Source organism: Salegentibacter echinorum (genome assembly GCF_900129445.1).
Classification (GTDB): Bacteria; Bacteroidota; Bacteroidia; order Flavobacteriales; family Flavobacteriaceae; genus Salegentibacter; species Salegentibacter echinorum.
The window spans coordinates 557,254-583,290 of the sequence record NZ_FQVT01000001.1; the positions used below are offsets into that span (position 1 = coordinate 557,254).

The 26,037-nt window shown below is 36.0% G+C and carries 24 protein-coding genes; 13 read left to right on the forward strand and 11 right to left on the reverse strand.

Features of this window, described 5'->3' with window-relative positions:
* Window position 1: 1 nt before the first annotated feature.
* From BUA71_RS02510 to BUA71_RS02520, 3 genes are read right to left on the reverse strand one after another with little or no spacing between them, the layout of a single operon-like run.
* The gene (locus BUA71_RS02510) at window positions 2-1,750 is read right to left on the reverse strand and encodes a phospho-sugar mutase (RefSeq protein WP_072876372.1); all 1,749 of its coding nucleotides are present in this window, start codon (window positions 1,748-1,750) and stop codon (window positions 2-4) included.
* Window positions 1,751-1,797: 47 nt separating this feature from the next.
* The gene (locus BUA71_RS02515) at window positions 1,798-2,757 is read right to left on the reverse strand and encodes a glycosyltransferase family 2 protein (RefSeq protein ID WP_072876375.1); all 960 of its coding nucleotides are present in this window, start codon (window positions 2,755-2,757) and stop codon (window positions 1,798-1,800) included.
* 3 nt (window positions 2,758-2,760) lie between these two features.
* Window positions 2,761-3,291, reverse strand: a complete 531-nt coding sequence (locus BUA71_RS02520) for a DUF4199 domain-containing protein (protein ID WP_072876377.1) — start codon at window positions 3,289-3,291, stop codon at window positions 2,761-2,763.
* A 150-nt stretch (window positions 3,292-3,441) separates the two neighbouring features.
* Here BUA71_RS02520 and BUA71_RS02525 point away from each other — a divergent pair, with 150 nt between their 5' ends.
* From BUA71_RS02525 to mtaB, 4 genes are all read left to right on the forward strand, one after another.
* Entirely contained in the window at window positions 3,442-3,693 is a 252-nt protein-coding gene (locus BUA71_RS02525) for a type B 50S ribosomal protein L31 (protein WP_072876379.1), read from the forward strand.
* A gap of 362 nt (window positions 3,694-4,055) precedes the next feature.
* Window positions 4,056-5,228, forward strand: a complete 1,173-nt coding sequence (locus BUA71_RS02530; protein ID WP_072876381.1) for a GlmU family protein — start codon at window positions 4,056-4,058, stop codon at window positions 5,226-5,228.
* 187 nt (window positions 5,229-5,415) lie between these two features.
* Entirely contained in the window at window positions 5,416-6,306 is an 891-nt protein-coding gene (locus BUA71_RS02535) for a GIY-YIG nuclease family protein (protein WP_072876383.1), read from the forward strand.
* A gap of 346 nt (window positions 6,307-6,652) precedes the next feature.
* Complete coding sequence (gene mtaB, locus BUA71_RS02540) at window positions 6,653-7,984, forward strand: tRNA (N(6)-L-threonylcarbamoyladenosine(37)-C(2))-methylthiotransferase MtaB (RefSeq protein WP_072876385.1); 1,332 nt, start codon at window positions 6,653-6,655, stop codon at window positions 7,982-7,984.
* A gap of 147 nt (window positions 7,985-8,131) precedes the next feature.
* Here mtaB and BUA71_RS02545 read toward each other — a convergent pair whose 3' ends face one another.
* Window positions 8,132-8,434, reverse strand: a complete 303-nt coding sequence (locus BUA71_RS02545) for an N-acetyltransferase (protein WP_072876387.1) — start codon at window positions 8,432-8,434, stop codon at window positions 8,132-8,134.
* 446 nt (window positions 8,435-8,880) lie between these two features.
* Between BUA71_RS02545 and BUA71_RS02550 the strand changes: the two genes are divergently transcribed.
* Genes BUA71_RS02550 through cls form a run of 3 tightly spaced genes read left to right on the forward strand, consistent with a single transcriptional unit; the run spans window position 8,881 to window position 12,004 of the window.
* Window positions 8,881-9,570, forward strand: coding sequence for an alpha/beta hydrolase (locus tag BUA71_RS02550; RefSeq protein WP_072876389.1), 690 nt, complete (start codon window positions 8,881-8,883; stop codon window positions 9,568-9,570).
* A gap of 12 nt (window positions 9,571-9,582) precedes the next feature.
* A complete protein-coding gene (locus tag BUA71_RS02555) occupies window positions 9,583-10,539 on the forward strand; it encodes a lytic transglycosylase domain-containing protein (RefSeq protein WP_072876391.1) in 957 nt (318 codons plus the stop codon).
* A 1-nt stretch (window position 10,540) separates the two neighbouring features.
* Entirely contained in the window at window positions 10,541-12,004 is a 1,464-nt protein-coding gene (gene cls / locus BUA71_RS02560) for a cardiolipin synthase (protein WP_072876393.1), read from the forward strand.
* Here the strand turns inward: cls and BUA71_RS02565 are convergent.
* Together BUA71_RS02565 and BUA71_RS02570 are read right to left on the reverse strand one after the other, a co-directional pair.
* Window positions 12,001-12,723 carry a TlpA family protein disulfide reductase gene (locus BUA71_RS02565; protein WP_072876395.1) on the reverse strand — a complete coding sequence of 241 codons (723 nt, stop codon included), beginning with the start codon at window positions 12,721-12,723 and terminating at the stop codon, window positions 12,001-12,003. The genes cls and BUA71_RS02565 overlap by 4 nt on opposite strands.
* A 119-nt stretch (window positions 12,724-12,842) precedes the next feature.
* On the reverse strand, window positions 12,843-13,358 hold the full coding sequence (locus BUA71_RS02570; RefSeq protein ID WP_072876396.1) for a hypothetical protein: 516 nt from the start codon (window positions 13,356-13,358) through the stop codon (window positions 12,843-12,845).
* 153 nt (window positions 13,359-13,511) lie between these two features.
* Here BUA71_RS02570 and rpmH point away from each other — a divergent pair, with 153 nt between their 5' ends.
* From rpmH to BUA71_RS02585, 3 genes are all read left to right on the forward strand, one after another.
* Window positions 13,512-13,670: a 50S ribosomal protein L34 gene (rpmH, locus tag BUA71_RS02575; RefSeq protein ID WP_072876858.1), complete on the forward strand. Its 159-nt coding sequence runs from the start codon at window positions 13,512-13,514 to the stop codon at window positions 13,668-13,670.
* Between the two features lie 113 nt (window positions 13,671-13,783).
* Window positions 13,784-16,636 carry a carbamoyl-phosphate synthase large subunit gene (gene carB / locus BUA71_RS02580; protein WP_072876397.1) on the forward strand — a complete coding sequence of 951 codons (2,853 nt, stop codon included), beginning with the start codon at window positions 13,784-13,786 and terminating at the stop codon, window positions 16,634-16,636.
* A gap of 238 nt (window positions 16,637-16,874) precedes the next feature.
* Window positions 16,875-17,267 carry a DUF423 domain-containing protein gene (locus BUA71_RS02585; RefSeq protein ID WP_072876399.1) on the forward strand — a complete coding sequence of 131 codons (393 nt, stop codon included), beginning with the start codon at window positions 16,875-16,877 and terminating at the stop codon, window positions 17,265-17,267.
* A 133-nt stretch (window positions 17,268-17,400) separates the two neighbouring features.
* On the opposite strand, the gene BUA71_RS02590 is transcribed toward BUA71_RS02585, so the two are convergent.
* The 5 genes from BUA71_RS02590 to BUA71_RS02610 form a co-directional block, all read right to left on the reverse strand.
* A complete protein-coding gene (locus BUA71_RS02590; RefSeq protein ID WP_072876401.1) occupies window positions 17,401-18,360 on the reverse strand; it encodes a bile acid:sodium symporter family protein in 960 nt (319 codons plus the stop codon).
* A 5-nt stretch (window positions 18,361-18,365) separates the two neighbouring features.
* Window positions 18,366-18,908 (reverse strand): acyl-CoA thioesterase, encoded by a 543-nt coding sequence (locus tag BUA71_RS02595; protein ID WP_072876403.1) that lies wholly within the window; start codon window positions 18,906-18,908, stop codon window positions 18,366-18,368.
* A gap of 2 nt (window positions 18,909-18,910) precedes the next feature.
* Window positions 18,911-19,279: a 6-phosphogluconate dehydrogenase gene (locus BUA71_RS02600; RefSeq protein WP_072876860.1), complete on the reverse strand. Its 369-nt coding sequence runs from the start codon at window positions 19,277-19,279 to the stop codon at window positions 18,911-18,913.
* Between the two features lie 34 nt (window positions 19,280-19,313).
* The gene (gene rmuC / locus BUA71_RS02605) at window positions 19,314-20,756 is read right to left on the reverse strand and encodes a DNA recombination protein RmuC (protein ID WP_317040887.1); all 1,443 of its coding nucleotides are present in this window, start codon (window positions 20,754-20,756) and stop codon (window positions 19,314-19,316) included.
* A 66-nt stretch (window positions 20,757-20,822) separates the two neighbouring features.
* Window positions 20,823-21,800: an endo alpha-1,4 polygalactosaminidase gene (locus tag BUA71_RS02610; protein ID WP_175545927.1), complete on the reverse strand. Its 978-nt coding sequence runs from the start codon at window positions 21,798-21,800 to the stop codon at window positions 20,823-20,825.
* Window positions 21,801-22,094: 294 nt separating this feature from the next.
* Between BUA71_RS02610 and pelF the strand changes: the two genes are divergently transcribed.
* The 3 genes from pelF to BUA71_RS02625 are packed head-to-tail and all read left to right on the forward strand — an operon-like array spanning window position 22,095 to window position 26,032.
* Complete coding sequence (pelF, locus tag BUA71_RS02615) at window positions 22,095-23,627, forward strand: GT4 family glycosyltransferase PelF (RefSeq protein ID WP_072876407.1); 1,533 nt, start codon at window positions 22,095-22,097, stop codon at window positions 23,625-23,627.
* The gene (gene pelG / locus BUA71_RS02620; RefSeq protein ID WP_072876409.1) at window positions 23,620-25,233 is read left to right on the forward strand and encodes an exopolysaccharide Pel transporter PelG; all 1,614 of its coding nucleotides are present in this window, start codon (window positions 23,620-23,622) and stop codon (window positions 25,231-25,233) included. Before pelF ends, pelG begins: the two co-directional genes overlap by 8 nt.
* A gap of 7 nt (window positions 25,234-25,240) precedes the next feature.
* Window positions 25,241-26,032: an endo alpha-1,4 polygalactosaminidase gene (locus BUA71_RS02625; RefSeq protein WP_175545928.1), complete on the forward strand. Its 792-nt coding sequence runs from the start codon at window positions 25,241-25,243 to the stop codon at window positions 26,030-26,032.
* The last annotated feature ends 5 nt before the right edge of the window (window positions 26,033-26,037 follow it).

Here is a 26,037-nt window from a genome sequence, read left to right on the forward strand (position 1 = left end):
TTTAACCCAGTTGTAGTTCATTTTTAATACGTTCTATTTTTTCGGCGAGCTTGGCATTGTCAGCATCGTAATCTTCCACCTTATCCAGCGTAGTGTTTACGCTAATGTAGAACTTGATCTTTGGTTCGGTTCCACTTGGTCTTGCAGCAATTTTTGTCCCATTTTCGGTATAATAAATAAGAACGTTAGATTTTGGTATATCCAGAGACTTTTCGGTACGTTCTAAAAGGTTTTTAGCCGTAGATGCCTGGTAGTCTTCTACCAACACTACTTTCTCACCGTCAATTTCTTTCCAGGGGTTTTCCCTAAGATCGATGAGCATTTGTTTAATTTCTGCTTCTCCTTCAATACCTTTTTTAACCAGGGCAATAAGCTCTTCCCTAAATAAGCCGTATTCGGTATAAAGTTCCAGTAACTGTTCGTAAAAAGAACTTCCCTGCGCCTTCATTTGAGCAGCGATTTCACAGGCGAGCAGGGTAGCGGTAGCCGCATCTTTGTCACGCACAAAATCGCCTACCATAAAACCAAAACTTTCTTCGCCACCACCAACAAAATCTAACTGCGGATTGTCTTTAATAAGTTTTGCAATCCATTTAAAGCCGGTTAGCACTTCGTGATATTGTGTTCCATAAGCTTCAGTAATAATTTGAACCAAGGGCGTAGAAACAATAGTGGAAGCAACAAAAGAATCTTTATTTAACCTTCCCTGTTTTTTATGTTGTTCTAATAAGAACCAGGTCATCATAAGCATGGTCTGGTTGCCATTTAACAAAATCATTTCGCCATTTAAATCTCGCACGGCGACACCCAATCGGTCGCCATCTGGATCGGTGCCAATAACAATATCGGCATCTTTTTCTTCAGCTAAATCCAAAGCCATTTTAAGCGCTTCGGGTTCCTCCGGATTTGGAGATTCTACCGTAGGGAAATTACCATCTGGTTCTTTTTGCTCTTCCACCAAAAATACATTCTTATAACCTGCTTTTTCCAATATCTGCGGATTGGTTTTGCAAGCAGTTCCATGCAGCGAAGTGAAAACAACTTTTAGGTTGTCTTTTGCTAAAGAACTTGTGTCAAAACTTCCATTCTCTACGGACGCCTTTTGGAAAGCTTCATCTACTTCCTTATCTATTTTATGTATATAATCTGGCTTTGCGTTTAGATTAATTTCATCGTAATCCATATTGTTGATTACCTCAATTAATTTGGCGTCGTAAGGCGTAATAAGTTGCCCACCGTCCTGCCAGTAAACCTTGTAACCGTTATATTCTGGTGGATTATGACTTGCCGTAAGTACAATCCCAGCATGACAATTTAGGTGTTTAAGGGCAAAGGAAAGCTCTGGGGTAGGGCGAAGCTCAGAAAATAGGTACACTTCAATTTCGTTAGCCGAAAATACTTCAGCCACCATTTGCACCAATTCTTTAGAATTATTACGACAATCGTAGGCAATTGCTACTTTTAGCTTCTCTCCCTTAAATTCTTTTTTTAGCAGGTTAGACAATCCCTGGGTATTTTTCCCGAGGGTATATTTATTTATGCGATTGGTTCCCACACCCATAATTCCGCGCATTCCCCCAGTTCCAAATGAAGCATTCTTATAAAAAGACTCTTCTAGTTCTTTTGGATCATTTGCAATGAGATCATTAATTTGATCCTGGGTGTTTTTATCGAAGTTATCGTTAAGCCAGGCTTGTGCTTTAGCCAGGATCTCGGGTTTATGTTTATCGGTTGATTGTTCTTTAGCCATAATTCTAAAAATATTTAAAACAAAAATAGGAATTAATGCTTTAAGGATTATAAATTTGAGGTGGTTTTGTTGATAAGGTAGCGTCCCTTTTCTCTTTTAGAACGCAATATGAGTTCTCCCAGGAAACCTGCCAGAAATAATTGAGAACCTATAATCATTACAGCCAGGGCGATATAAAACCAGGGGTTTGAAGTAACGAGAACATTGGGCAGGCCGTGATAAAGCTTGTAAAGTTTTGAAATGCCAATCCAGCCGGCAGAAAGAAACCCAAAGACAAACATTAATACACCCAGCGCACCAAAGAGGTGCATGGGCCGCCTGCCAAATTTAGATAGAAACCAAATACTAATAAGATCCAGAAAGCCATTTATAAAACGCTCGGCCCCAAATTTGGTACTGCCATATTTACGCGCCTGGTGCTGCACTTCTTTTTCGGTAATCTTATTGAACCCGGCGTTTTTGGAAAGCACAGGAATATAGCGGTGCATTTCGCCATATACATCTATATTTTTAATCACTTCTTTTCGGTAAGCCTTAAGGCCACAATTAAAATCGTGCAACTTCACTCCAGAAGTTTTCCTGGCGGCAGCATTAAATATTTTTGAAGGGATGTTTTTGGCTATTACTGAATCGTAGCGTTTTTTCTTCCAGCCAGAAACAAGATCGTAGCCTTGTGCGGTGATCATTTCATAAAGTTCTGGGATTTCTTCGGGGTTATCCTGAAGATCGGCATCCATGGTAATTACCACATCACCTTGTGCTTTAAGGAAGCCAGCGTGCAAAGCCTGGGATTTTCCATAATTTCTATTGAATTTTATCCCTTTAACAGCCGCGTCATTTTCTGCCAGGGCTTCAATAGTTTTCCAGGAGTTGTCTGTGCTGCCGTCATCAATAAAAATAATCTCATGCGAAAAGGAATTGGACCGCATAACTTTTGCGATCCAATCGTATAATTCAGCCAGGGATTGTTCTTCGTTTAGAAGAGGGATAACAACAGAAATTTGCATGGATTAAGCGTTAGGATTTTTTTCTCTAAATACTAATGCTACGAGTAAGCCGATAGCAGAGAAAAATGCAAGTTGAAAAATATAGCTTTTTAATTGATTTAATAAAGAAAATTGATTCGAATTTTTTATTTCAGCTACAGCATTTTCAATATCTGCTTCTGGCACGTTAAACCTCTCCATCATATTTCTTGTGGTATCGGCAGTTAAATCATTAATAATTTTAGAAGCTTCAGGATCTATTGCATTAAAAATAATTATACTGACTACCGTGGCAATTAATAAACCTAGAGCAGCAGTTATAAAATAAGCTGTAAAAGCCTCTTTAAAAGAAAAATAATTTTTAGTTTTAAACTTTTTACAAGCTCTAACTGCTAAAATTGCGATGACCAATAAAAGTAGAAGATTAGCTACTCCAAGCCACCATTTTGTGAAAAGTTCTAGATTAAAAACATAGGCTAAAACGGTAATTAAACTTAAAGCTATACCGGCATAAACACCGTATGGAGTGGCAATAGATTTCAATGATTTTTCCATAATTTAAGGATTGATTAGTTATACCCGGTTAGTAAGCAAATATAATAAAACGTTACATTGCGGGAGTGTTTTAAAAATTTTTAAGGAAGTACTTGTTTATATAATTGAAATACGTAAATTTGCACTTCGAAAATTAAAAGAACTAAAGCGATGAAGCAGGGAATCCATCCAGAGAATTATAGATTGGTAGCATTTAAAGATATGTCTAATGAAGATGTATTCATCACTAAATCTACCGCTAATACTAAAGAAACTATAGAAGTTGAAGGTACAGAATATCCATTGGTTAAATTGGAGATTTCAAGAACTTCGCATCCATATTACACCGGTCAAACCAAATTGGTAGATAGCGCCGGGCGTATTGATAAGTTTAAAAACAAATACAAGAAATTTAAGAAATAAGTTTTTTGTTGAATATATATGGGAAAGTCGGCTTTTACAGCCGACTTTTTTATTTGTCTAAATTTAGCTTTTTAGTTTGGTATTTGTAAAATATTATCTACTGAAAAAACACACCTACCTTTTTTTCTTTGGTGGTTTCGTGACTTGGTGGCAAAATGGGAATAAATGCCAATACTAAATATCCAGGAATTCGTGGCAAGCTTTTTTTACGCTAGCAAATAGATTCAAAAAATTTGTGACCAGCTGCTTCAAGTAAATTATTCCAAATTTTCCATAAAATATTTAAAATTATTCAATTTATTTACCGCAAACTTGCCTCAAAACAGTTTATTCGTATTTTTGAAGTCTAAATTTTTGTGCGGATGAATTATATATTATTTGACGGTTCCACCAGGGAGCGTCTATTGCCATTTACCTATACACGGCCAGTAGCCGATATTAGAATAGGAATTTTGAAAATTCGGGAAAAGTGGGAGTATCTTTTAAAAACCACAACTTCTACAGTTACCGAAGATTATCTATCTGAAAAATGGCCCCTTGTAGAATTGGAAGAAAATGTGATGATAAACGCTTCCTTTCTTCCAAATGCAGAGTTTTTTGAACAAGTAGAAATGCTTAAACCTAATCAGGCGATATTTCATAAAGAAGATATCGTGGCTTTTCATACATATAAAGACCAGGAAGTAGTCTTAGATGATTATGAGCATTTGGAATTGGCGGGAAAGGTAGTGCAGCTTGTAGATGCCTGGGACATATTCTCGAAAAACGATTATGCTCTTAAAGCAGATTTTGAAATGCTTACGCGAGATAAGGAATCCCAGCCCATTCACGAGTCTAACTACGTGAAAAATCCCGAAAATATTTTTATAGAACCCGGTGCCGAAGTAGAAAACTGTTCTCTAAACGCTTCCGATGGGCCTATTTACATCGGAAAAAATGCAAAACTTCTGGAAGGTAGCCTTATAAAAGGGTCCTTTGCGGCTTGTGAAGGTGCGTTAATTAAAATGGGAGCTAAAATTTATGGTCCAACTACAATAGGTCCCGGCTCGAGGGCCGGTGGTGAAATTAAGAATGTTGTATTTTTTGCCAATTCTAATAAAGGTCATGACGGTTATTTAGGAAATTCAGTTTTGGGGGAATGGTGCAATCTTGGCGCCGATACCAATAGCTCTAACCTTAAAAATAATTATGCCGAAATTAGGGTTTGGGATTACGAAACCGAAAGTTTTGCTAAAACGGGACTTCAGTTTTGCGGACTTTTGATGGGTGATCACAGCAAATGTAGTATTAATACCATGTTTAATACGGGAACTTTGGTAGGAGTAAGTGCTAATATTTTTGGCGCAGGATTTCCAAGAAATTTTATTCCTAGTTTTAGTTGGGGTGGTAGTGCCGGAATGAGCACCTATAAAACAGAAAAAGCCTTTGAAGTTGCAGAAATCGTTATGAAACGCCGTGGATTCCCTTTTTCTGCGGAAGAAAAAAAGATTCTGGAACACGTGTTTGAAGAAACCAGTAAATATAGAAGAGGATAGATTGATTGAAGATTTGATAATTTGAAAATTTGGAGATTTGACAGGTTAATTTGAAGATTTGACAGGTTAATTTGAAGATTTGAAAATGAGATGATTTGATAATGAGACCGCCAATTCACGGATTTGTTTATTTTTCGTGAGTTGGTGGTTTTTATTTGTTAAGTTGGTTTTAAATATTAAAATAAAAATGGGTAAAAAATTAACTGTATATATGATTGATGGGACTGCTTACGGTCCACGATTGAGTGAAATTGGAAATTGGGTTGGAAAAGCTATATATAGTCCAAGAGCTACCGTAAATAAAATTATGAATCGCAGCGAATTTGATAACCCGGGAATTTATTGTTTGAAGGACGATCCAACAGATAAGGCTTTTGACGAAAAGATTTATATTGGAGAAGCCGAAAATATTAAAGCAAGGTTAAAGACTCATTTAAGCGATCCTAAAAAAGATTTTAAAGAAGTCATATTCTTCGTCAGTAAAGATGAACTTCTGACTAAAACACAAATTCGTTATTTGGAATCACGATTAGTTCAATTGGCATTTGAAGCTAAAACAGCACAAATTGACAATGCAAACTCTCCAAATATACCAACTCTTCACGAAGCGGATATTTCAGATATGGAATATTTTCTAGAACGAATAAAATTAATTCTACCAGTGATGGGCTTTAAATTTCTGGTTCAATCTACTGTTGATCATAAAGCTATAAAGAATGATGATAAAGATAAGTTCACACACGAAGAATATTCCATAAAAACTAATTCTTTTAATGCTTTTATGAAAGAGACAGATCAAGGATATATTGTGTTAAAAGGTAGTGAAGCTAAAAAGAACCTTTCTAAATCCTGTACGGAAACTTACAGGAATATGCGCAGAAAGCTATTAGAAACTGAAATTATGATAGAGGAAGATACGGGCCATTTAGTTTTTATTGAAGATACTGTTTTTAACAGTCCAAGTGCGGCTTCCAATATGATTTTAGGTAGAAATTCTAACGGTTTTACTGAATGGGTTAATAAAGATGGATGTACATTTAGGGAAGTTCAGGAGATTACTAACGCTAGGACTGACTGATTCATTAATCTATTTTCAAATCTTCAAATCATCAAATTTTCAAAATTACCTAGTCATCACACATCACACATCACACATCACACATCACCACATCACCACATCACCGCATCATCGAATTAACGAATCAACATCACTCGGTCAGCCTCATTTTCAAATTTTCAAATCTCCAAATCATCAAATTTTCAAATTACCTAGCCATCACATCATCACATCATCACATCATCACATCATCACATCATCAAATCAGCAAATCAGCAAATCAACGAATCACCCTATCATCAACTTATTTTCAAATTAATATTTTACCTTTGCAGCCCAAAGAATTGTCAAGTAGAATAGAAGGATTATGGAGAATAAGAAGGTAGCATTTTATACATTGGGTTGTAAGCTCAATTTTTCTGAAACTTCCACCATTGCGCGATCTTTTAAAGATGAAGGTTTTCAGCGCGTAGATTTTTCAGAAAAAGCAGATATTTATGTGATTAATACCTGCTCTGTTACCGAGAATGCCGATAAGCGTTTTAAAACAATCGTAAAACAGACGCAAAAAGTTAACGAAGATGCTTTCGTGATTGCAGTAGGCTGCTATGCACAATTAAAACCAGAAGAATTAGCCGATGTTAACGGTGTTGACCTGGTGCTTGGCGCTACCGAAAAGTTTAAAATCACCCATTACCTTAACGATCTTACCAAGAATGAGATGGGCGAAGTGCACTCTTGTGAAATAGATGAAGCCGATTTCTATGTAGGGGCTTATTCTATTGGCGATCGAACAAGGGCTTTCTTAAAAGTTCAGGATGGCTGTGATTATAAATGTACTTACTGCACCATTCCTTTGGCTCGCGGAATTTCAAGAAGCGACAAGCTGGAAAATGTCTTGACCAATGCTGCAGAAATTTCAGCAAAAGGAATTAAGGAAATCGTACTCACCGGGGTAAACATTGGCGATTATGGGAAAGGTGAATTTGGTAATAAAAAACATGAGCATACTTTTTTAGACCTGGTAAAGGCTTTAGATGAAGTAGAAGGTATTGAGCGGTTAAGGATTTCTTCCATAGAACCCAATTTATTGAAAAATGAAACGATAAATTTTGTGGCCCAAAGCAATACTTTTGTGCCTCATTTTCACATTCCGTTGCAAAGTGGAAGTAACGATTTATTAAAATTAATGAAGCGGCGTTATATGCGCGAGCTTTATACCGATAGGGTGACTACAATAAAAGAGGTTATGCCAAACGCCTGTATTGGGGTAGATGTAATCGTTGGTTTTCCCGGGGAAACCGAAGAGCGCTTCCTGGAAACTTACAACTATCTAAACGAAATGGATATTTCTTACCTGCACGTATTTACGTATTCTGAAAGGGATAATACCCCGGCAGCCGAAATGCATGGAGTTGTTCCTGTCAAAGTACGTAAAAAACGCAGTAAGATGTTACGCGGACTTTCAGCTAAAAAACGTCGTGCTTTTTACGAAAGTCAGTTAGGAAATGTTTGTAGCGTGCTGTTTGAAGGTGAAAACAAAGAGGGGTATATTCACGGTTTTACAGAAAACTATGTAAAGGTGAAGACGCCCTGGGATCCTGCTTTAGTAAATACTATCCATCAAATACAACTCAGTGAAATTGCCGAAGACGGCCTGGTTCGTTTTGAATTTGTGGAAAGCGAAATCGCGGTATAACACAAAACGTTCGTTAGATTAAGCGTAAGTACTTATGTTAAACATCATTGTTGTTTGGTGAAAACAAAGATAACAGCGAAACTCATCTTTGTTCTTACAGCGATCTTGTTTCTTTAAATGAAAGTAGTGATTGTAAACAATTTAGTTTTAAATATTTATTCCTACCGGTAATAAATCCTTGTACTTTCTTCTATTTTTTCTAATGAATTTGGCAACCTCCGGGCTGGTGGGCATCACGCGGGAATTACCTTCTTTTATAGATTCTAAAACCGCTTCTATAAAAAGATCTAAATAGCCTTTTTCTTTTAGAGCTTCAGGCATGAGTACTTTGGTGAGGAATATCTTTCGTTCCTGCTGGGCGTATTCTATAGTAACTAATTGGTTTTCTATAGTAGTTTCAAACTGTCTGGAAAATTCGTTGTTTGTAATAGTCAATTCTTCCGCATTCATCATTTCTCTAGTTTAAATTTTGAAAAATTTTCAAATTCAGCATAAAAATTATTATTGAATAATAAAATACAAAGGTAGATAAATAATGCCGTTAAGACTGAAAAATTGATAAGCTTAATAAAAGGTAAGCTTTTAAGAAGTGTCTTGTTATTTTTAAACTTTGCATTGTGAAAGCCAAATAAATAGCAGTAATTTTGAATATTAAATTTACTTAGTAATCGAGTTCTATCCCGGTTATTATAGGAGCCAGAGGTTGGCCAGGAAATTGAAATGGTTTGCTTATATCAAACGGCTTGCCGGGGGTGTAGTTATTTGATTTGTGAGACTTAATTAAAAAGGCAGGATATAGATTTTAATGAAAGTAAATATTAGTTTCAGTTAACGGATTTATTAAAATAAACTTGAAATAATTTTAGACTTATAGGAGTTTTTACTCATCTGATGATATGGAGAAGGAAAAAGACTTGATTCACGTATATTTTATGCCGGGAATGGCTGCAAATTCTTCTATTTTTGAATTTATAGATTTACCTAAAGATACATTCAAAATGCACTTTCTAAAGTGGTTGATTCCAAAAAAGGAGGAAAGTCTTAAAAGTTATACCGACCGGATGAACCGCTACATAAAACATGAAAACGCAGTGTTAGTTGGGGTTTCCTTTGGTGGGATTATTGTTCAGGAGATGGCAAAAAGCCTTAAATTGAAGCGTTTAATAATTATCTCCAGTGTAAAATGTAGGGCAGAGTTACCTTCGCGTATGCGTTTTGCTGCCAACACCGGGCTTTATAAAATAATCCCGACAAGTTTATTGGATTATGTAGATCATTTTGAAAAAATTGCCGTAGGAGATTTCATAAAGAAAAGGGCAAAATTATACAAACAATACCTTTCGGTACGAAATCAACGTTATCTAAATTGGGCTATTAAAAATATGGTGCTTTGGGAGTGTGATGAAGTGAATAAAGAATTAATCCATATACACGGTGATAAGGACGAGATATTTCCCATTAAAAATATTTCAAACTGCATTACCGTAAAAGACGGAACCCATATTATGATTTTAAATCGTTTCCGTTGGTTTAATAAATATCTACCCGAATTAATACTTTCGGGAAAAATGAAAAACGAAAATTAAAAAATTGTAAAAATGAAAATTATAAAATCTGCTTTAATTATAATAGGTGTATTTGCCGTAGTTTTTGTGAGTATAAACGCTACGCAAAACTATCATCCCAATGAGGCGCCAAACGTGAATAACGAGCAATCTCAAAACAAAAACAGACCGGTAAAAGATTATAATATCTATGCCCTGCCAATGCCAGAAAATATAAATTTTGCTGGAGAACCGGCGCCAATGGACGATCCCGATATTTATGAAAGAATGGACAGGGAGCTATTGGTGAACACTTACTGGCAATCTAATGCGCTTTTGTTAATTAAAAGGGCCAATAAATATTTTTCGATTATTGAACCTATTTTAAAGGAGGAAGGGGTGCCAGATGATTTTAAGTATTTGGCTGTGATTGAAAGCGGCTTGACCCAGGCAGTTTCTCCTGCCGGAGCTCGTGGGATTTGGCAAATTATGAAGGGAACAGGCCGGGACTACGGTTTGGAAATAAACGGAAATGTGGATGAGCGCTACCATATTGAGAAATCAACGCGGGTGGCCGCCAATTATTTAAAGAAAGCGAAGCAAAAGTTTGGGAGCTGGACTTTGGCAGCCGCAGCATACAATGCCGGTAACAGAGGAATTCAGCGGCAATTAGATCGGCAAAAAGTAGATGATTATTACGAGTTACTTTTAGGCCAGGAAACAGGGCGTTATATGTTTAGGATCCTGGCACTAAAAGAGATCTTGAGTCATCCCAAAAAATATGGTTTCAACTTTGAAGAAGATCAATTGTATCAACCTATTCAAACCAGAACAGTAAAAGTAGATACGGTAGTTTCAGACTTTGCTGATTTTGCCAAAAGCTTTGATATCAATTATAAAATATTAAAAATTCATAATCCCTGGTTACGGGAAGCCCATTTAAATAATGCTTCCAGAAGGGAGTATGAAATTAAAATTCCGGAGAAAAATACTTATACGGCAGTGAAATAAAATGAATTATTTGCTGGATAACTTTTGGTGGTTTCTATTGGCGCTAAATTACCTGTTGGTTTTTATAACCGCGGGGTATGAGCTTATGCATTTTAGGGAACCGGTAAAAAGTATATCCTTAATTTTTGCGCTTTTTGTGTTGCCGGGAATAGGACTGGCCGTTTATTATTTCTTTGCCCAGGAATTTCGAAAAAGTAAACTTTTTAATCGCAAAAAACTCTACGACCAGGAAATTATAAAACACTGGGATAAAAAATTAATTTTAGCTGAAAAAGACCTGCTTAACTATAAGAATGAATGTGTTGAAAAGAAGATAAAGCTGGTTCATTTACTTCAAAACAATCAATCTAAACCGGTTACTTTTAAAAACAAGGTGAAAATCCTGCTCAATGGGGAAAAGAAGTTTGCTTCCTTGTTTGAGGATTTAAAGAATGCAAAAGATCACATTCATCTGGAATACTATATTTTTAATAGTGGTCTATTGGGCAATAGGTTAATTGTTCATTTATGCGAAAAGGCCGATGAAGGTGTGAAAGTAAGGGTGAGTTATGATTATGTGGTAAGTAATCTATCATCGGCAGCTATAAAAAAGATGAAGGCGCACGGGATTGAAATTTATCCTTTTATGCCGGTTTGGTTCCCTAATTTAACGAGAAAATTAAACTATAGGAACCATCGCAAAATGGTGATTATAGATGGTAATATTGGTTATGTGGGCGGTATAAATATTTGTGATGAATATGTGAATTTTGAGGAAAACCCAAAAGATAAGATGTTTTGGCGTGACACTCATCTAAGGTTAGAAGGTCATGCCGTAAAATCATTGCAGGTTCAATTTATTCTAAATTTTAATTTTATTAGTGGAAAAGAATTAAAAATTGAAGACACATTTTTCCCAAAAATAGCACCGACTAAAAAAATTGGGGTACAAATTGCCGCCAGCGGTCCCGATACCGATTGGCAGAATATTATGGAAGCTATTTTTACAGCCATAAATACGGCTGAAAAATCTATTTATATCACCACGCCTTATTTTATCCCGAATAACCAAATTTTAACCGCACTTTGTACAGCCAGCAGAATAGGGATAGAGGTAAAGATGATTATTCCAGAGATTGGAGATTCTAAAATCGCTAGGTATGCGACAAATTCTTACATTGAACAACTTTTAGAATCTGGCGTGCAGGTGTATCAATATCAAAAGGGCATGGTGCATGCAAAAACGATGGTGGTAGATGGGATGTTGAGTAGTATAGGTTCCTGCAACCTGGATAACCGTAGCTTCGATATTAATTTTGAAATTAATGCCATTATCTACGATAGCGAGATAGCTTTAGAAATGACTAAGATCTACAAAGATGACTTAAAGCATTGCCGCGAATTAACGTTGGAAGAATGGCTGCAAAGACCGGCGGCAGAAAAGGTGAGAGAGGCTCTTGCCAGGCTTTGGGCACCTTTGCTTTAATCTGGTGCCGAAGCATCTTCGAGGTTGTCAAATTTTATTTCGGAAGATTTTCTTTCAGAAATAATTTCAGAAATTGCGGCTTCTATAGCCTCATAATTCATTTTGAAAGATTTCTCTTCACTAATATGGTAAGGATGAAAAACGCTTCTTCTAACATCTATAATTTGGCGATTGCCGGCAATTAAATAACAAGTGGGAAGGCCTAAGGAATGTTTTAGCTTTCGCAAGACAAAATCATGTTTATTTTGCGTTTCATCCACATACAACACTTGAATGGACTTTTGAAATTGTTCTGAAAGCTGTTTTGCAGTATCTCGTGTATCCCAAAAGACCACTACAAAATCGATGCTGTCCTTATATTTATAGGCCAATTCATTAAGTGCCGGAATTTCCCCTTTTCCCGGGACACACCAGGAAGCATAAGTCAATAAATAAACGGGTTTTTTAAAGCTGTAAAGAGAAACTTCTCTGTTCTTAAGGTTAAGAAATTTAAAGTTATCTATATAAGTTCCTTTTAGATATTGATCAACAAAGTTCTCAAAAAGACTTGTGGCTTGCCGGTAGTCCTTATCCCAATAAGCCAATTTTGCTTTTTCATCATATTCGGGTAAATGCATGGCAAGTGCGGTGGAAAAGTAAATTTTAGTATTTTCCTCCATTTGGGCTTGCAGTTTGATAGCTGCAATACATAAAAAGAAAAGGAGTAAAGTTCTCTTCATACACTTTTCTGTAGCATTTATACAAAGATAGCATAGAAGAGCTCTCAACTAAAATATTATCGTTAAAGCACCAATATTCCTGCTAAAATAGTGGAAGTAGTAAATAAAAACTGATAAACTTAGATTTTCTTCATCTGTTGCTTCATCATTTTTATTTGATCTTTAAGCATTCCATGTTTATCTAATTTTTTAGCTTCTGCCAATAAATTAGTGGCTTCCCTCTTTCTTCGCTTGGTCATAGCAATACCGGCAAGGTTTAATTTAGCCATCGCCAGGTCCTGATCCATAGATAGGCCTAATTTTATAGCACGTTTAAAGAACTTTTCGGCTTTGGTAATATTGGTCTGGGAAAGCATAAGTCCGTGTAGGTACCAATAGTAGCCTTGTTGCTTTTTAGTTAAAGCAGCTTCGGGATTTTTAATTTTATCGAGCCATTTTTTAGCACCGTCAAAATCCTGTTTTCTAAGCCTTAAAAAAGCCAATAAAATCATCTCGTTTTTAAAGTAAAGGAAAATAAAGATGAGTGATAAGAGGATATACATAATACCGTTACCAATATTACCTTCTACAAACTGCCATATGGCTAAACCAATTACCGCTGCAGCTAAAATTAATTTGAGATTCTTATTAAACATAAATGCTTTCAATTTTGAAGCCGCAAAGGTAAGAAAAACAATTAAAAAAAAATTTTATTTACCTCTTGTTATACTTAAAAAGCTTTGTATATTTGCGCGCAGTTTTACACAAACTATAAAAACGATTTATCAGAAGATTTAAAGATATTTAAAATGAAAAGAACGTTTCAACCATCCAGAAAGAAAAGAAAGAATAAGCACGGCTTTAGAGAAAGAATGGCCAGCACTAATGGAAGGAAGGTCCTTGCCAGAAGAAGGGCAAAAGGAAGAAAGAAATTATCTGTATCTTCTGAAACCAGACATAAGCACTAATGATAATTAGTTTTTTAAATATATAAAGGTGTTACTTTTTTTAGTAACGCCTTTTTTTATATCTAAACGCTTCATAATTTTATCGCAAATAATATCTCATAATAATCATTAATATGCCTAAAAACAACCAGCTTAAAAGTATTTTAATAATAGGCTCTGGTCCAATTGTAATTGGCCAGGCCTGTGAGTTTGACTATTCAGGAACCCAATCTTTGCGCTCGCTTAGAGAAGATGGTATTGAGACCATTCTTATTAATTCCAACCCGGCCACAATTATGACAGATCCTTCCATGGCCGATCATGTTTACTTAAAACCGCTTACCACAAAATCTATTGTGGAAATTTTAAAAGAACATCCACAAATAGACGCAGTTTTACCAACTATGGGAGGGCAAACCGCGCTAAACCTGTGTATAGAAGCCGACGAAAAAGGAATTTGGGGAGATTTTGATGTCAAATTAATAGGGGTAGATATAGACGCTATTAATATTACTGAAGATAGAGAGCAATTTAAACAACTTATGGGAAGAATAGGCATCCCGGTTGCTCCTGCAAAAACGGTAACTTCTTTCTTACAGGGAAAAGAGGTTGCCCAGGAGTTTGGTTTTCCTTTAGTGATTAGGGCATCTTTTACCCTTGGCGGTAGCGGGGCTTCTTTTGTTCACAATGCCGAAGAATTTGAAGAAATGCTTACACGTGGCCTGGAGGCTTCTCCTATTCACGAAGTACTTATAGATAAAGCACTTTTAGGCTGGAAGGAGTATGAATTGGAATTGTTGAGGGATAAAAATGATAATGTTGTAATTATATGTTCCATAGAAAATATGGATCCTATGGGTATTCATACCGGGGATTCCATAACCGTAGCGCCTGCAATGACCTTAAGCGATACTACCTTTCAACGTATGCGTGATATGGCCATTAAAATGATGCGAAGCATTGGTGATTTTGCAGGAGGTTGTAACGTGCAGTTTGCGGTGAGCCCAGATGAAAAAGAAGATATTATCGCGGTAGAGATCAATCCCAGGGTTTCCAGGTCTTCTGCGCTGGCCTCTAAAGCCACCGGTTATCCTATTGCTAAAATTGCTACAAAATTAGCAATTGGTTATAATTTAGATGAGTTAGAAAACCAGATTACCAAATCCACTTCAGCATTATTTGAGCCTACTTTAGATTATGTGATTGTAAAAATCCCACGTTGGAATTTCGATAAATTTGAAGGTTCAGACCGTACTTTGGGGCTGCAAATGAAGTCGGTAGGTGAAGTGATGGGAATAGGACGTTCCTTTCAGGAAGCTTTGCACAAAGCAACCCAATCCCTGGAAATTGAAAGAAATGGTTTAGGAGCCGATGGTAAGGGTTCTACCAAGTATGATGAAATTATTGAAAAACTCACTTATGCCAGTTGGGATAGGGTTTTTGTAATTTATGATGCGATCCAGGCCGGGATTCCATTAAGCCGAATCCACGAGATTACGAAGATTGATATGTGGTTCCTGCGCCAGTATGAAGAATTATATGCGCTGGAAGTAGAAATTTCAAAATATGATAAAGATTCCCTGCCTAAAGATCTTTTATTGGAAGCCAAACAAAAAGGTTTTGCCGACAGGCAAATAGCCCATATGCTGGAATGTTTAGAAAGTGAAGTGCATAAGAAACGGGAAGAGCTTAATATTAACCGGGTGTACAAGTTGGTAGATACCTGTGCTGCGGAATTTAAAGCAGAAACCCCTTACTACTACTCAACTTTTGAAGCCGAAATAGAAACTCCGGAAGGAAAGCGTTATGTGGCCAACGAAAGTAAGGTAAGCGATAGAAAGAAGATTGTGGTGCTGGGCTCTGGACCCAATAGAATTGGCCAGGGAATAGAATTTGATTACAGTTGTGTGCACGGTGTGCTTGCGGCTTCAGAATGTGGTTATGAAACCATAATGATTAATTGTAACCCGGAGACTGTTTCTACCGATTTCGATATTGCCGATAAACTTTATTTTGAACCGGTATTCTGGGAGCATATTTACGATATCATTGAACACGAAAAACCCGAAGGGGTGATTGTACAGCTGGGCGGCCAAACGGCACTTAAACTGGCTGAAAAACTAGAACGCTACGGGGTAAAAATAGTTGGGACCAGCTTTGAAGCTTTAGATCTCGCTGAAGATCGCGGTAGTTTCTCTACTTTACTGCAGGAAAATAATATTCCTTACCCAGAATTTGGAACTGCTGAAACTGCAGATGAAGCCTTAAAACTCGCCGATAAATTAGATTTTCCAATATTGGTAAGGCCTTCTTACGTACTTGGCGGCCAGGGAATGAAGATTGTAATCAATAAAGATGAGCTGGAAGAGACCGTAGTGGACCTGCTTAGAAAAATTCCAAATAATAAATTGTTATTAGACCATTATCTCGATGGTGCCATAGAAGCAGAAGCTGATGCGATTTGCGACGGGGAAGATGTGTATATTATAGGAATTATGGAGCATATTGAGCCTTGCGGAGTGCACTCTGGGGATTCTAATGCATTGCTTCCTCAATTCACACTTGGTAATTTGGTGATGGAGCAAATTAAGGATCATACCAAAAAGATTGCATTGGCTCTAAATACGGTAGGTTTAATTAATATTCAATTTGCCATAAAGGACGATAAAGTTTTTATTATTGAGGCCAATCCGCGTGCTTCCAGAACTGTTCCTTTTATCGCAAAAGCTTATAAGGAGCCTTATGTGAACTATGCGACCAAAGTGATGCTTGGGGCTAAGAAAATCAAAGATTTTGACTTTAAGCCACAAATTAATGGTTATGCGATAAAACAACCCGTGTTTTCATTTAATAAATTCCATAATGTCAATAAGCAATTGGGGCCAGAGATGAAAAGTACCGGAGAAAGTATTCTCTTTATAGATAGTTTAAGAGATGATGCTTTCTATGAACTATATAGCAGGAGAAAAATGTATTTGAGCCAGTAAAAGAGCGTCCAAAAAAGAGTGAAGCTGATTCATTTTTTGATTAAATACTGGAAGTGAAAATTTAAGCCACGATTCCTAATAAAAAAATATTAGGAATTCGTGGTTAAATTAATTTTATGCTTCAATTACATTAATAGAATTGTTTTGCGAAGGTTTTTGAACATTTGTTTCAACGAATTCTAGCTCTTTTATGATAACCGTATTTATATCTTTGTGATTATATAATTTTAGAATAAGAATGAAAGAACTGGTATTAGTAATAGGTGGAGTTTACGGAACACTCGCTGTTGTTTTTGGCGCTTTTGGAGCGCATGCTTTAAAAAAGCGTTTTACTGAAGAACAGCTTAAAAGTTTTGAAACGGGGGTTAAATACCAAATGTATCACGCTATTATACTGGTGATTTCGGGTATCGTGTTTCCGTTTATTGGGATTACCCAACAACTCATTGCTTACTTTTTCATAATAGGTATTTTTCTTTTCTCTTTTAGTATTTACGGATTATGTTTAAGTGCTTCAGCCGGAAAAAAGATTAAAGTTTTAGGTCCAATTACGCCTCTTGGCGGACTTTTACTTATTTTAGGATGGATTCTTTTTACCGTGGAAATTTCCAGGATTGCAGCTTATCTTTAAAATTTCTTCGGAATAGTTTCTACTGAAACTAATTAGTTTGAACGCGAAATTCATCTATAAATAGCCGATAACCAGATTTTTAAAAAAGACTACACGCAAGGACCGCTAAGCCAGTCGCAAAAGACGTAAAGACTTAAACTTCAGTAGCAATATTTCGTTTCCGATATTTTTCAGCAAAATAAGCGATAAGTAATAATTGCAGGGAATGGAAAAGCATTATTGGTAAAAGCAATAATCCTGTATTAGCAGAATTTCCAAAAATCACTTTAACCATCACCGAACCGTGTACCAGGGATTTTTTGGTTCCGCAGAATTGGACTGTGATTTTATCTTCCGTTTTTAATCCCAATAGGTTACAGGTAAAACCTAAACCAAAATAAACAATAAAGAATAACAGGAATACGCATAAAAACATTTTCATCAAGTCACCTAAATCTACAGTTGTGAAAATGCCAGATGTAAAAGAAGTACTAAAACTGGAATAAACGATCAAAATGATAGTCCCCTTATCTAAATAGCCTAACTTTCTGGAATGTCTCCGCGCAAAATCTCCCAGGAATTTCTGAAAAATAAGTCCCAAAGTTAGTGGTAAAACAATTTGCCATCCCAGCTTAATCAAGACATCCAGAAATTCAAAATTAGCGCTTTTACTTAAAAAAAAGCTTAGCCATATTGGTGTGGCAAATATCCCAATTAATCCCGAGAGACTGGCATTAAAAATAGCGGTGGGCAAATTGCCTTTCGCCAATGAAACCATAACAATAGACGAAGAAACGGTAGAGGGTAGGGTGGTGAAAAAGAAAAGTGCAACCCAGATATCTGAACTTTTCCCCGCTTCAAAAAAAGGAATAAATAGTAGTCCTAAAATTGGGAAAATCACAAAAGTGGTGAGCTGTACAATGAGGTGAACTTTATAATTTAATAAGCCTAGTTTAAATTCGGCCGGGGATAATTTGAGACCGTAGAAAAAGAAAATGAGCCCAATCCCAACATCGGTAATGCTTTTTAAAGGAAGTATTTCTGTGCCTTGCGGAAGAAACCACGCAAGGATAATCGCCATAAGAATGGCAGCTATAAATCCGTTAAATTTCAAAATAACTAGCGTTCAATTTTCACGTTGTATTTATCTAAAAAATCTATATATTCTTCCGAAGAAAAATCGGTTTCCATAAATTCTTTTTTGCGATTTTGCTTCATTTTAATACGTTTGGTACTTTTGGCAAAACGTCTAATGTCATTATCATTGGTTAAAATTAAGCCGGGAACTTTAACGCTTTTTCCGCTTTCATCTTTGGCAACCATGGTAAAATAGGAAGAATTACAATGTTTCTTTTCACCGGTCCTAATATTTTCGGCCTCTACGCGAATGCCTATTACCATGGAGCTATTACCCACATAGTTTACCGATGCCTTCATCGTGACCAACTCGCCAATCTCTATAGGGCTTAGAAAATCTACGGTATCTACACTCGCAGTCACACAATAAGCGCCAGAGTGTTTGGAGGCGCAAGCAAATGCGATGCGGTCCATTAGGGAAAGAACGTAACCTCCATGAATTTTCCCATTAAAATTGGAATACGACGGCAGCATTAATTCTGAAATATCTACCTGTGATGCTGTAACTTTTTTAAACTTAGTCATAATTATCTATCTCTAAAATGTGGGGATTCTGCTTCTTCTACACCGGTAATAAAATATTTACTGTCACCCCAAAAGCTAAAGGTGCCATATCGTTCAATATAGGTGAGTTTTACATAATTTCCATCATTATCCTGCAAATCTTTTATCACCTGTTCTTTATTATCTAAGACCGAAAACTTAAAAATTTGAGCGCCACTAATTCCCTGACTTATCTCTCCTTCCCAGGTTTTAAACACGGCGCCTTTATAACTAAATTTAATTAGTTCCCCGCTACGTGTTCCTTTGCTGTAGGGAACAAAATATATAAATGCAAACCACGCAAGGAAAAGCAATATAATGACTCCCAGTATGCTAAAAAGTATTTTTTTCATAATTCTAGATGCTTGTTTACTTGCTTTATTGTTTTTATGTTTCCCCGGTGCCGGGATAAACTGTCTCATCTTCTATTTCTAAATCTTCTGCTTTAAGCAGTTTTGGGTCAATTTGTTTACTTGCTTTGGCGCCCAAAACTTTTAATTTCTCCACACGCTTTAATAAATTACGTTTCCCGGTGAGCTTTTTCATAGCGAGATCATAGGAATTTTGTACAGTGCCCAGTTGTCTTCCAATTTTAGTGAGTTCTTCGGTTAAATTGGTAAATGAATCATACAAAGCACCGGCCTGGGTGGCAATAGCAATAGCATTTTGTTTTTGCTTTTCATTTTGCCACATACTATCTATGGTTTTTAAAACAGCGAGCAGGGTAGTGGGCGTGACAATAATTATATTTTTATCGAAAGCCTCTGCATACAATCCCGGGTATTCATTTGCTGCTACTGCAAAGGCCGCTTCTATAGGGATAAAGAGCAGGACAAAATCTGGGCTTTCCATTTCATAAAGTTGGTGATAATTCTTTTTACTCAACTCACTAACCCGATTCTTAATAGCCGTAATATGGGATTTTAAATGTTGATTTTTTTCAGAATTCTCAGTATCGTTGCTGTAACGTTCGTAAGCATTAAGAGAAACCTTAGAATCTACGATCATTTTTTTGTCTCCCGGTAAATTAATCACCACATCTGGAAGTACACGTTTTCCCTGGGCATTGGTAAAACTTTGTTGCACTTCATATTCACTTCCTTTTTGCAAGCCGCTGCGTTCTAAAACCCGTTCCAGGATCATTTCACCCCAATTTCCCTGGGTTTTAGTATCGCCTTTTAGGGCATTGGTAAGATTAGTCGCCTCGCGGCTCATTTGTTCATTGAGCTCCTTTAAACCTATAATTTGCTGCCGCAACATTGCATGCCGGTCTATACTTTCTTTATTTCCTTCTTCAATACGCTTCTCGAAATGCTGAATTTTCTCTTGTAAAGGATTTAAAATATGCTGTATGTTTTCCTTATTCTGAAGCGTAAACTTTTCCGATTTTTGTTCTAAAATTTTATTGGCCAGGTTTTCAAATTCCTTTTCAAATTTCTGCTGAAGCTTTTCTACCGCTAATTTTTCTTCCCGGTATTTAAGTTCCAGGTTTTTATATTCGGCATTTTGCCGTGTGAGTTCTGTGCTTAAAAAATCTTTTTCCCTGCGAATTGTTTCACGCTCCTTTTCTAACTTTTCAATTTGCAGTTGATGATTTTTTTCGATCTCAGAGATACTTTTTTTATATTCTGTTAAATTTTTCTCTATCAGTTTTTTGTGATCCTCTACCTGAAATATTAATTGACTGTTCTTTTCTGCCAGGATTTCCTGTTTCCCTTGGTTTTTTACTTTGGTAATAAGCCACCCAAAGAGAAGACCTAAGCACAGTGCGCCTGCAAAAATTAAAATGAGGTTTATGGAATTGGTCATTGCAAAAAGCGATTTTCCCAAAGATACTTATTTAGCTCAATTATGCTAATCTTCCAGACACACTAGCACAGGCTTTCATAATAGTTATTATTCCTTATTTTCAAAATATTGAAAAGCATCGATAATATCTAAGTAAACGCCGTCAAAACCGGCATCTATTATACGATTTAAATAAGAAGGTTCTGTTCCTAAAATAATGTCTTGCCAGGTTTTATTCCAGTATCTTACTTTATAATTTCCTTCCCAGTTAGGGTTTTCTTCTTCCAGCCAAACCGGTCTGTTTTCTTCCCATTCTTTCTGCCAGTAAAACCTGTAATCTTCAGCTTCACCAATAGACATATAGGCGATTAACAAACGTTTACCGCCATTAGCTTTTTGTTTGAGTGCATTTATATCTTCCCTAGAAAAAGCTCTATCTCCAAAAAACAAATCGAGAATAAGAACATCGTAGTTGGTTGCGTTTAATTCGGCTAAGAGATCTTTCTTATCACTGTATTCGCTGTAATTCAAAAGGTATAAAAAGTTTTTGGCATCGTTAAGCGCTGCGATATGCTCATTGTTTTCATTTTCAATGCTTCTAAAGGGAATTTTATTGAGTTCCCGCTCTGCGGCAAATGAAATAAACCCCTGGCTTTTATTTAGAGAATTGGAGAGTTTTATTTGGGAATAGGATTTGGTATAGTCAATCCCCAAAACAGCCTTGTTCCGGTTTTGTGCTATTTTTAAATACCGAAGAAAATAATTGGTTTCCCTTGTTGGAGTGGGTTTACCATCGTCCTCATAACCAAAAAAAAGATCTTCCTGGGCGAGACCATCTATGGCTCCCAAATAGGATTTTGCTTTTTTTAATTTCTTAGATTTCTGTTTTAGTATGAGTTCTATCCCATTCTGCGGTATTACAATAAAATTTTCCTGCCTGCTTTCAGCTTGTTTTTTTATAGCAATTACAAACTCCCTCATCTCATCTCTCAACCTATAACTTTCCATAGTTGTTTGAGCTATAATCATTTGAGAAAAAAATAAAAAAAGGATAAAATGTACTGTTCTTAATCTAATTTGGGGCATATAGATATATTTAAAGGCAAAGATACGTGCTTATAATTTTAGATATTTTAAAAATTTTAGATAATTCCCTCCATAATCGAGATTTAAATGCTTCGCGTCTTATCACAAAGTCAAATTATTACTCTTTTATAATGCCTCTTGAGGTAGTTTCTTATGCATCTTTTTTCATTAAATATATTGGATGAAATCGAATTTAAAAACCTATAAATTATAATGAAACCTATAACAAGTAGAATTTTACTGGGGGAAATGCCCCATTATTTAAATTTACCACTATTTTTGTAAAAAAACCTTATGTCCCGAACATCGGTTTTATTGATTTTAGAGGGAACCTATCCTTTTAATGGCGGCGGTGTGTCCACCTGGGCACATACCTTGTGTAATAAGGTAGAAGATGTAGATTTTAAATTATATTCCATAAATGCCTCTTTCGAAACGGAGTCCCGCTATAAATTAAGTGATAATATTAGCGAGTTGATCCAGGTGCCATTGTGGACGCCAGATGAACCGCAGGATTATGTGAGTTATGGTGATGAGTATTATAAAACCGTTGCCAAAAAAGAATGGACTACAGATAAAGTAGTTAAAGAAAATTTTATTCCTCTTTTTAAAGAACTACTTGAAATTATTTATAGCGAGGAGCAGGATGTTGTTAAACTAGACGAGCTGTTTTATAAACTTTGGCTGTATTTTGACGATTATGATTACAAAGAAACTATAAGGAATAAAGAAGTTTGGTTAACCTACCGGGACACGATTTCAAAATTAATAGTGGGAGAACGAAACCCAGATGCTTTTTTAATTGACCTCACCATTGGTTTGCGATGGATCTACCGATTTTTAATTCCGCTCTCCCTGGTAGATATTCCCAAAGTAGATGTCGCACATTTAACACTAAGCGGTTTTCCGGTAATTCCTGCACTTATTGCCAATTACAAATATGGTACTAAAATCATGTTGACTGAACACGGTGTTTTTATTAGGGAACGCCTGCTGGCAATTAACAATTCAGAATATCCCTTCTTTTTAAAAGATCTATTAATTCGTTTTTCTGAAGCGATTGCCAGGTTGGTATATTATAAATCTGAAGTGATTATTTCTGTAAATAAGTTCAATCAAAAGTGGGAAAAGTGGTATGGTGCAGATCCTGAAAAATTTAAGATTATATACAACGGGATTGATCCTGAAATTTTTAAACCGGGTTCCAAGCCAAAGCATTTAGAGGGAATACCTACCGTGGTAGCTTTAGCCAGAATCTTTGAGCTAAAAGATATTTTAACGATGATTAGGTCTTGTGCAGTTGTAAAGAGCTCTTTACCTAATATTCAGTATTTAGTATATGGAGATAAGGATGCAGATCCAGAATATACCCAAACCTGCCAGGACCTCATAGAGAAAATGAATCTGCAGGATAATTTTAAGTTAATGGGCCCAAGGAGCAATCCGCAGGAAATATTCTTAGAAGGTGATATTTCTATATTAACTTCTATTTCTGAAGGTTTTCCTTATACCGTAATTGAATCTATGAGCTGTGGGATCCCCGTGGTTTCCACAGATGTGGGCGGGGTAAAAGAAGCACTGGATGAGGATTGTGGTTTTACCTGCAAACCAAAAGATGCTGAAGAAATTGGTAAAAAGGTGCTTCGCTTATTAAAAGATGAGCAATTAAGAAAGGAAATGGCGAGAAATTCCCGGGAGAAAGTTTTAAATAACTTTACTTTAGATAAGTTTATTGGTGATTATGAAACAGTTTATAAAGATATAAGCCCGGGAGATTTTAAGAAGAATAAATCTAAAACTGCAAAGACTTACTTAGCGTATGACTAAAGACCAGATAAAGGCTATAGCACAGCTTGTGGTTGCTGTAAAAGAACGCAATGGAAAACCGGTAAATGTTTATGTGGTCGCCGCTACTATAGAATCGTTTGGTATTCGGGAAGTAGATGTGAAAGAAGACTATGGCTTCGATTCTATCATGCACCTGGCCAAATATGTATTTAAAGCTTATAATGCGGTTACCCTGGCCAATTTAAAGAACAATAATCAACGTATTGCGGAAGCTAAAAGGCATAAAAAATTAGCTTTAAGCGGCTATATTACCGTGAAAAATACGAAACGTTTTATTTCAGATTATGCTTCAGGAATAATCCATTTATTTCCAATTGCGCTTCAGGTCTTTTCTATTATTCTCTTTGGCTTTTCACTCTGGACTTATTCAGAATTTAATAATCTGCAATCTACTGCAGTGGTACTGGGTGTTATTTTTGGTTTTGTGCTTAGTGCCGGTTTTGTTCAGGTAATGGGGAAACAGGTTTCTTTTTACTGGTACAATGAAGATTACCACATGGCGCGGGATTCTACCTTAAGAATTATTAAAAATGGAGCTTTGCTCATCTTTGGATTTTTTCTATTATCAATTATCATCAATTTTTTCATTCCTTTTTATCCTACTTTATTTGTGGTGATTACGTTTTCTTATGCATTTTTAATTGGTTTACTACTTCTGGTATTGGCTCCTCTTTATGCGTTAAAACAACGTTGGATGATCTCTCTTAGTATTTTGCTAGGTACTATAGTTGCACTTAGCTTACATTGGACAACGGGGCTTCATCCATACCCGGTACATGCCATAGGTATAATAACAGCCATTCTCATTGTAGTGGGATATCTCTACTTTTTCTTTAGATATTATTTAAAACAAAATTTAAACGTAAAGAAAAAGCCTAAAAAAATGCTTTCTGTTTATAGAAATTTCAATTATTTCTTTTACGGCACATTTATTTTTATGTTCGTCTTTCTTGATAGGATTGTGGCCTGGTCTTCAACTTTAAACCGGGATATTCCTTTCCTTATTTACTATGAAAAAGATTATGAAATTGGTATGGACCTGGCGATCATTATCTTTTTTCTATTAGGTGGCGTTATGGAATATGCAATTCATTCTTATATAAGACGTATGGATTTTTACCAATTACAAACTAAATATTTTGAATTTAATGATTTTAATGATAGGATGAAACGAATGTACTTTAGGCATCTAAGGATATTCGCCGTTAGTACAGTGGCAATTATTATTTTTATTTACCTGTTAATTACCCAGCCCTGGGGATACAGCTCTGGTTTTGATGAGGCTTTAACACCATTGAGTATTAAAGTTTGTATTCTTGGTAGTATTGGCTATCTATTTTTATCCCTGGGAATGCTTAATGTTCTTTATCAATATACTTTAGGACATCACCGCCCGGCATTACTGGCAATTATAGTAGCATTTGTAGTGAACATGGTAGTTGGAATACTATTAAGCCGTTGGGTATCCTATGAATATAGTGTGATTGGAATGCTGGCCGGAGCTTTTGTTTTTATGTTGCTCACCACAAGGGAAACCTCTCGCTTCTTTAAGAATTTAGACTATTACTACTATGCGTCTTATTAAGTTTTTTATGTTATTAACTGGTTTAAACCTTTTTTCGGGAGCCTGTGCAGCTCAAAGCTTAAATAGTACCTCGAAAATACTTTTTACTTATGGAGATTTTTATCCTGAAAAAATTTCGGGCTATGATATCATTGTTTTAGAAGGTGCGCATTTTGATAGTGGAGACATTTCAACTTTAAAATTAAATAACGAAACAGTACTTGGCTATATTAGCATGGGAGAAGTAAACGAAGCTGTGGCTCATTTTGCAGAGCTTAAAGATAAAACCCTAGGTAAAAACCACCTGTGGAACAGTCATATTTTAGACCTGGAAGATACTAAAACAAGGGCTGCTTTAATGTCAATTATAGCACATAACGTGGAAAAAGGTCTGGATGGAATGTTTCTGGACAATATTGATAATTATACTAAATATGGTCCAACTCCAAATAAGACCAGGTTTCTAGTTTCATTTTTACAGGAAGTAAAGCTCAAGTATCCTGAAATTGTACTTATGCAGAATGCAGGGATCTCCGTTTTAAACGACACTGCTCCTTATATTGATCATATTGCTAAAGAAAGCATCGCTACCAATTATAATTTTGCAAGAAATAAATATCAATTAAGAAAAGAAGAAGTTTTTCAAGAATTGCTAAGAGAGCTTCAAGATGCACAAAAGGAGTATCATATCCCAATAATATTAATAGAATATGCAGATAGTAAGAAAATGAAAAAGAAGATAAAAACCAGAATAGAAGGACTTAACTGGCCGGTTTTTATTGGTAAGATAGATTTGCAAACAATTCCAGCTTTAGATTGATTAAG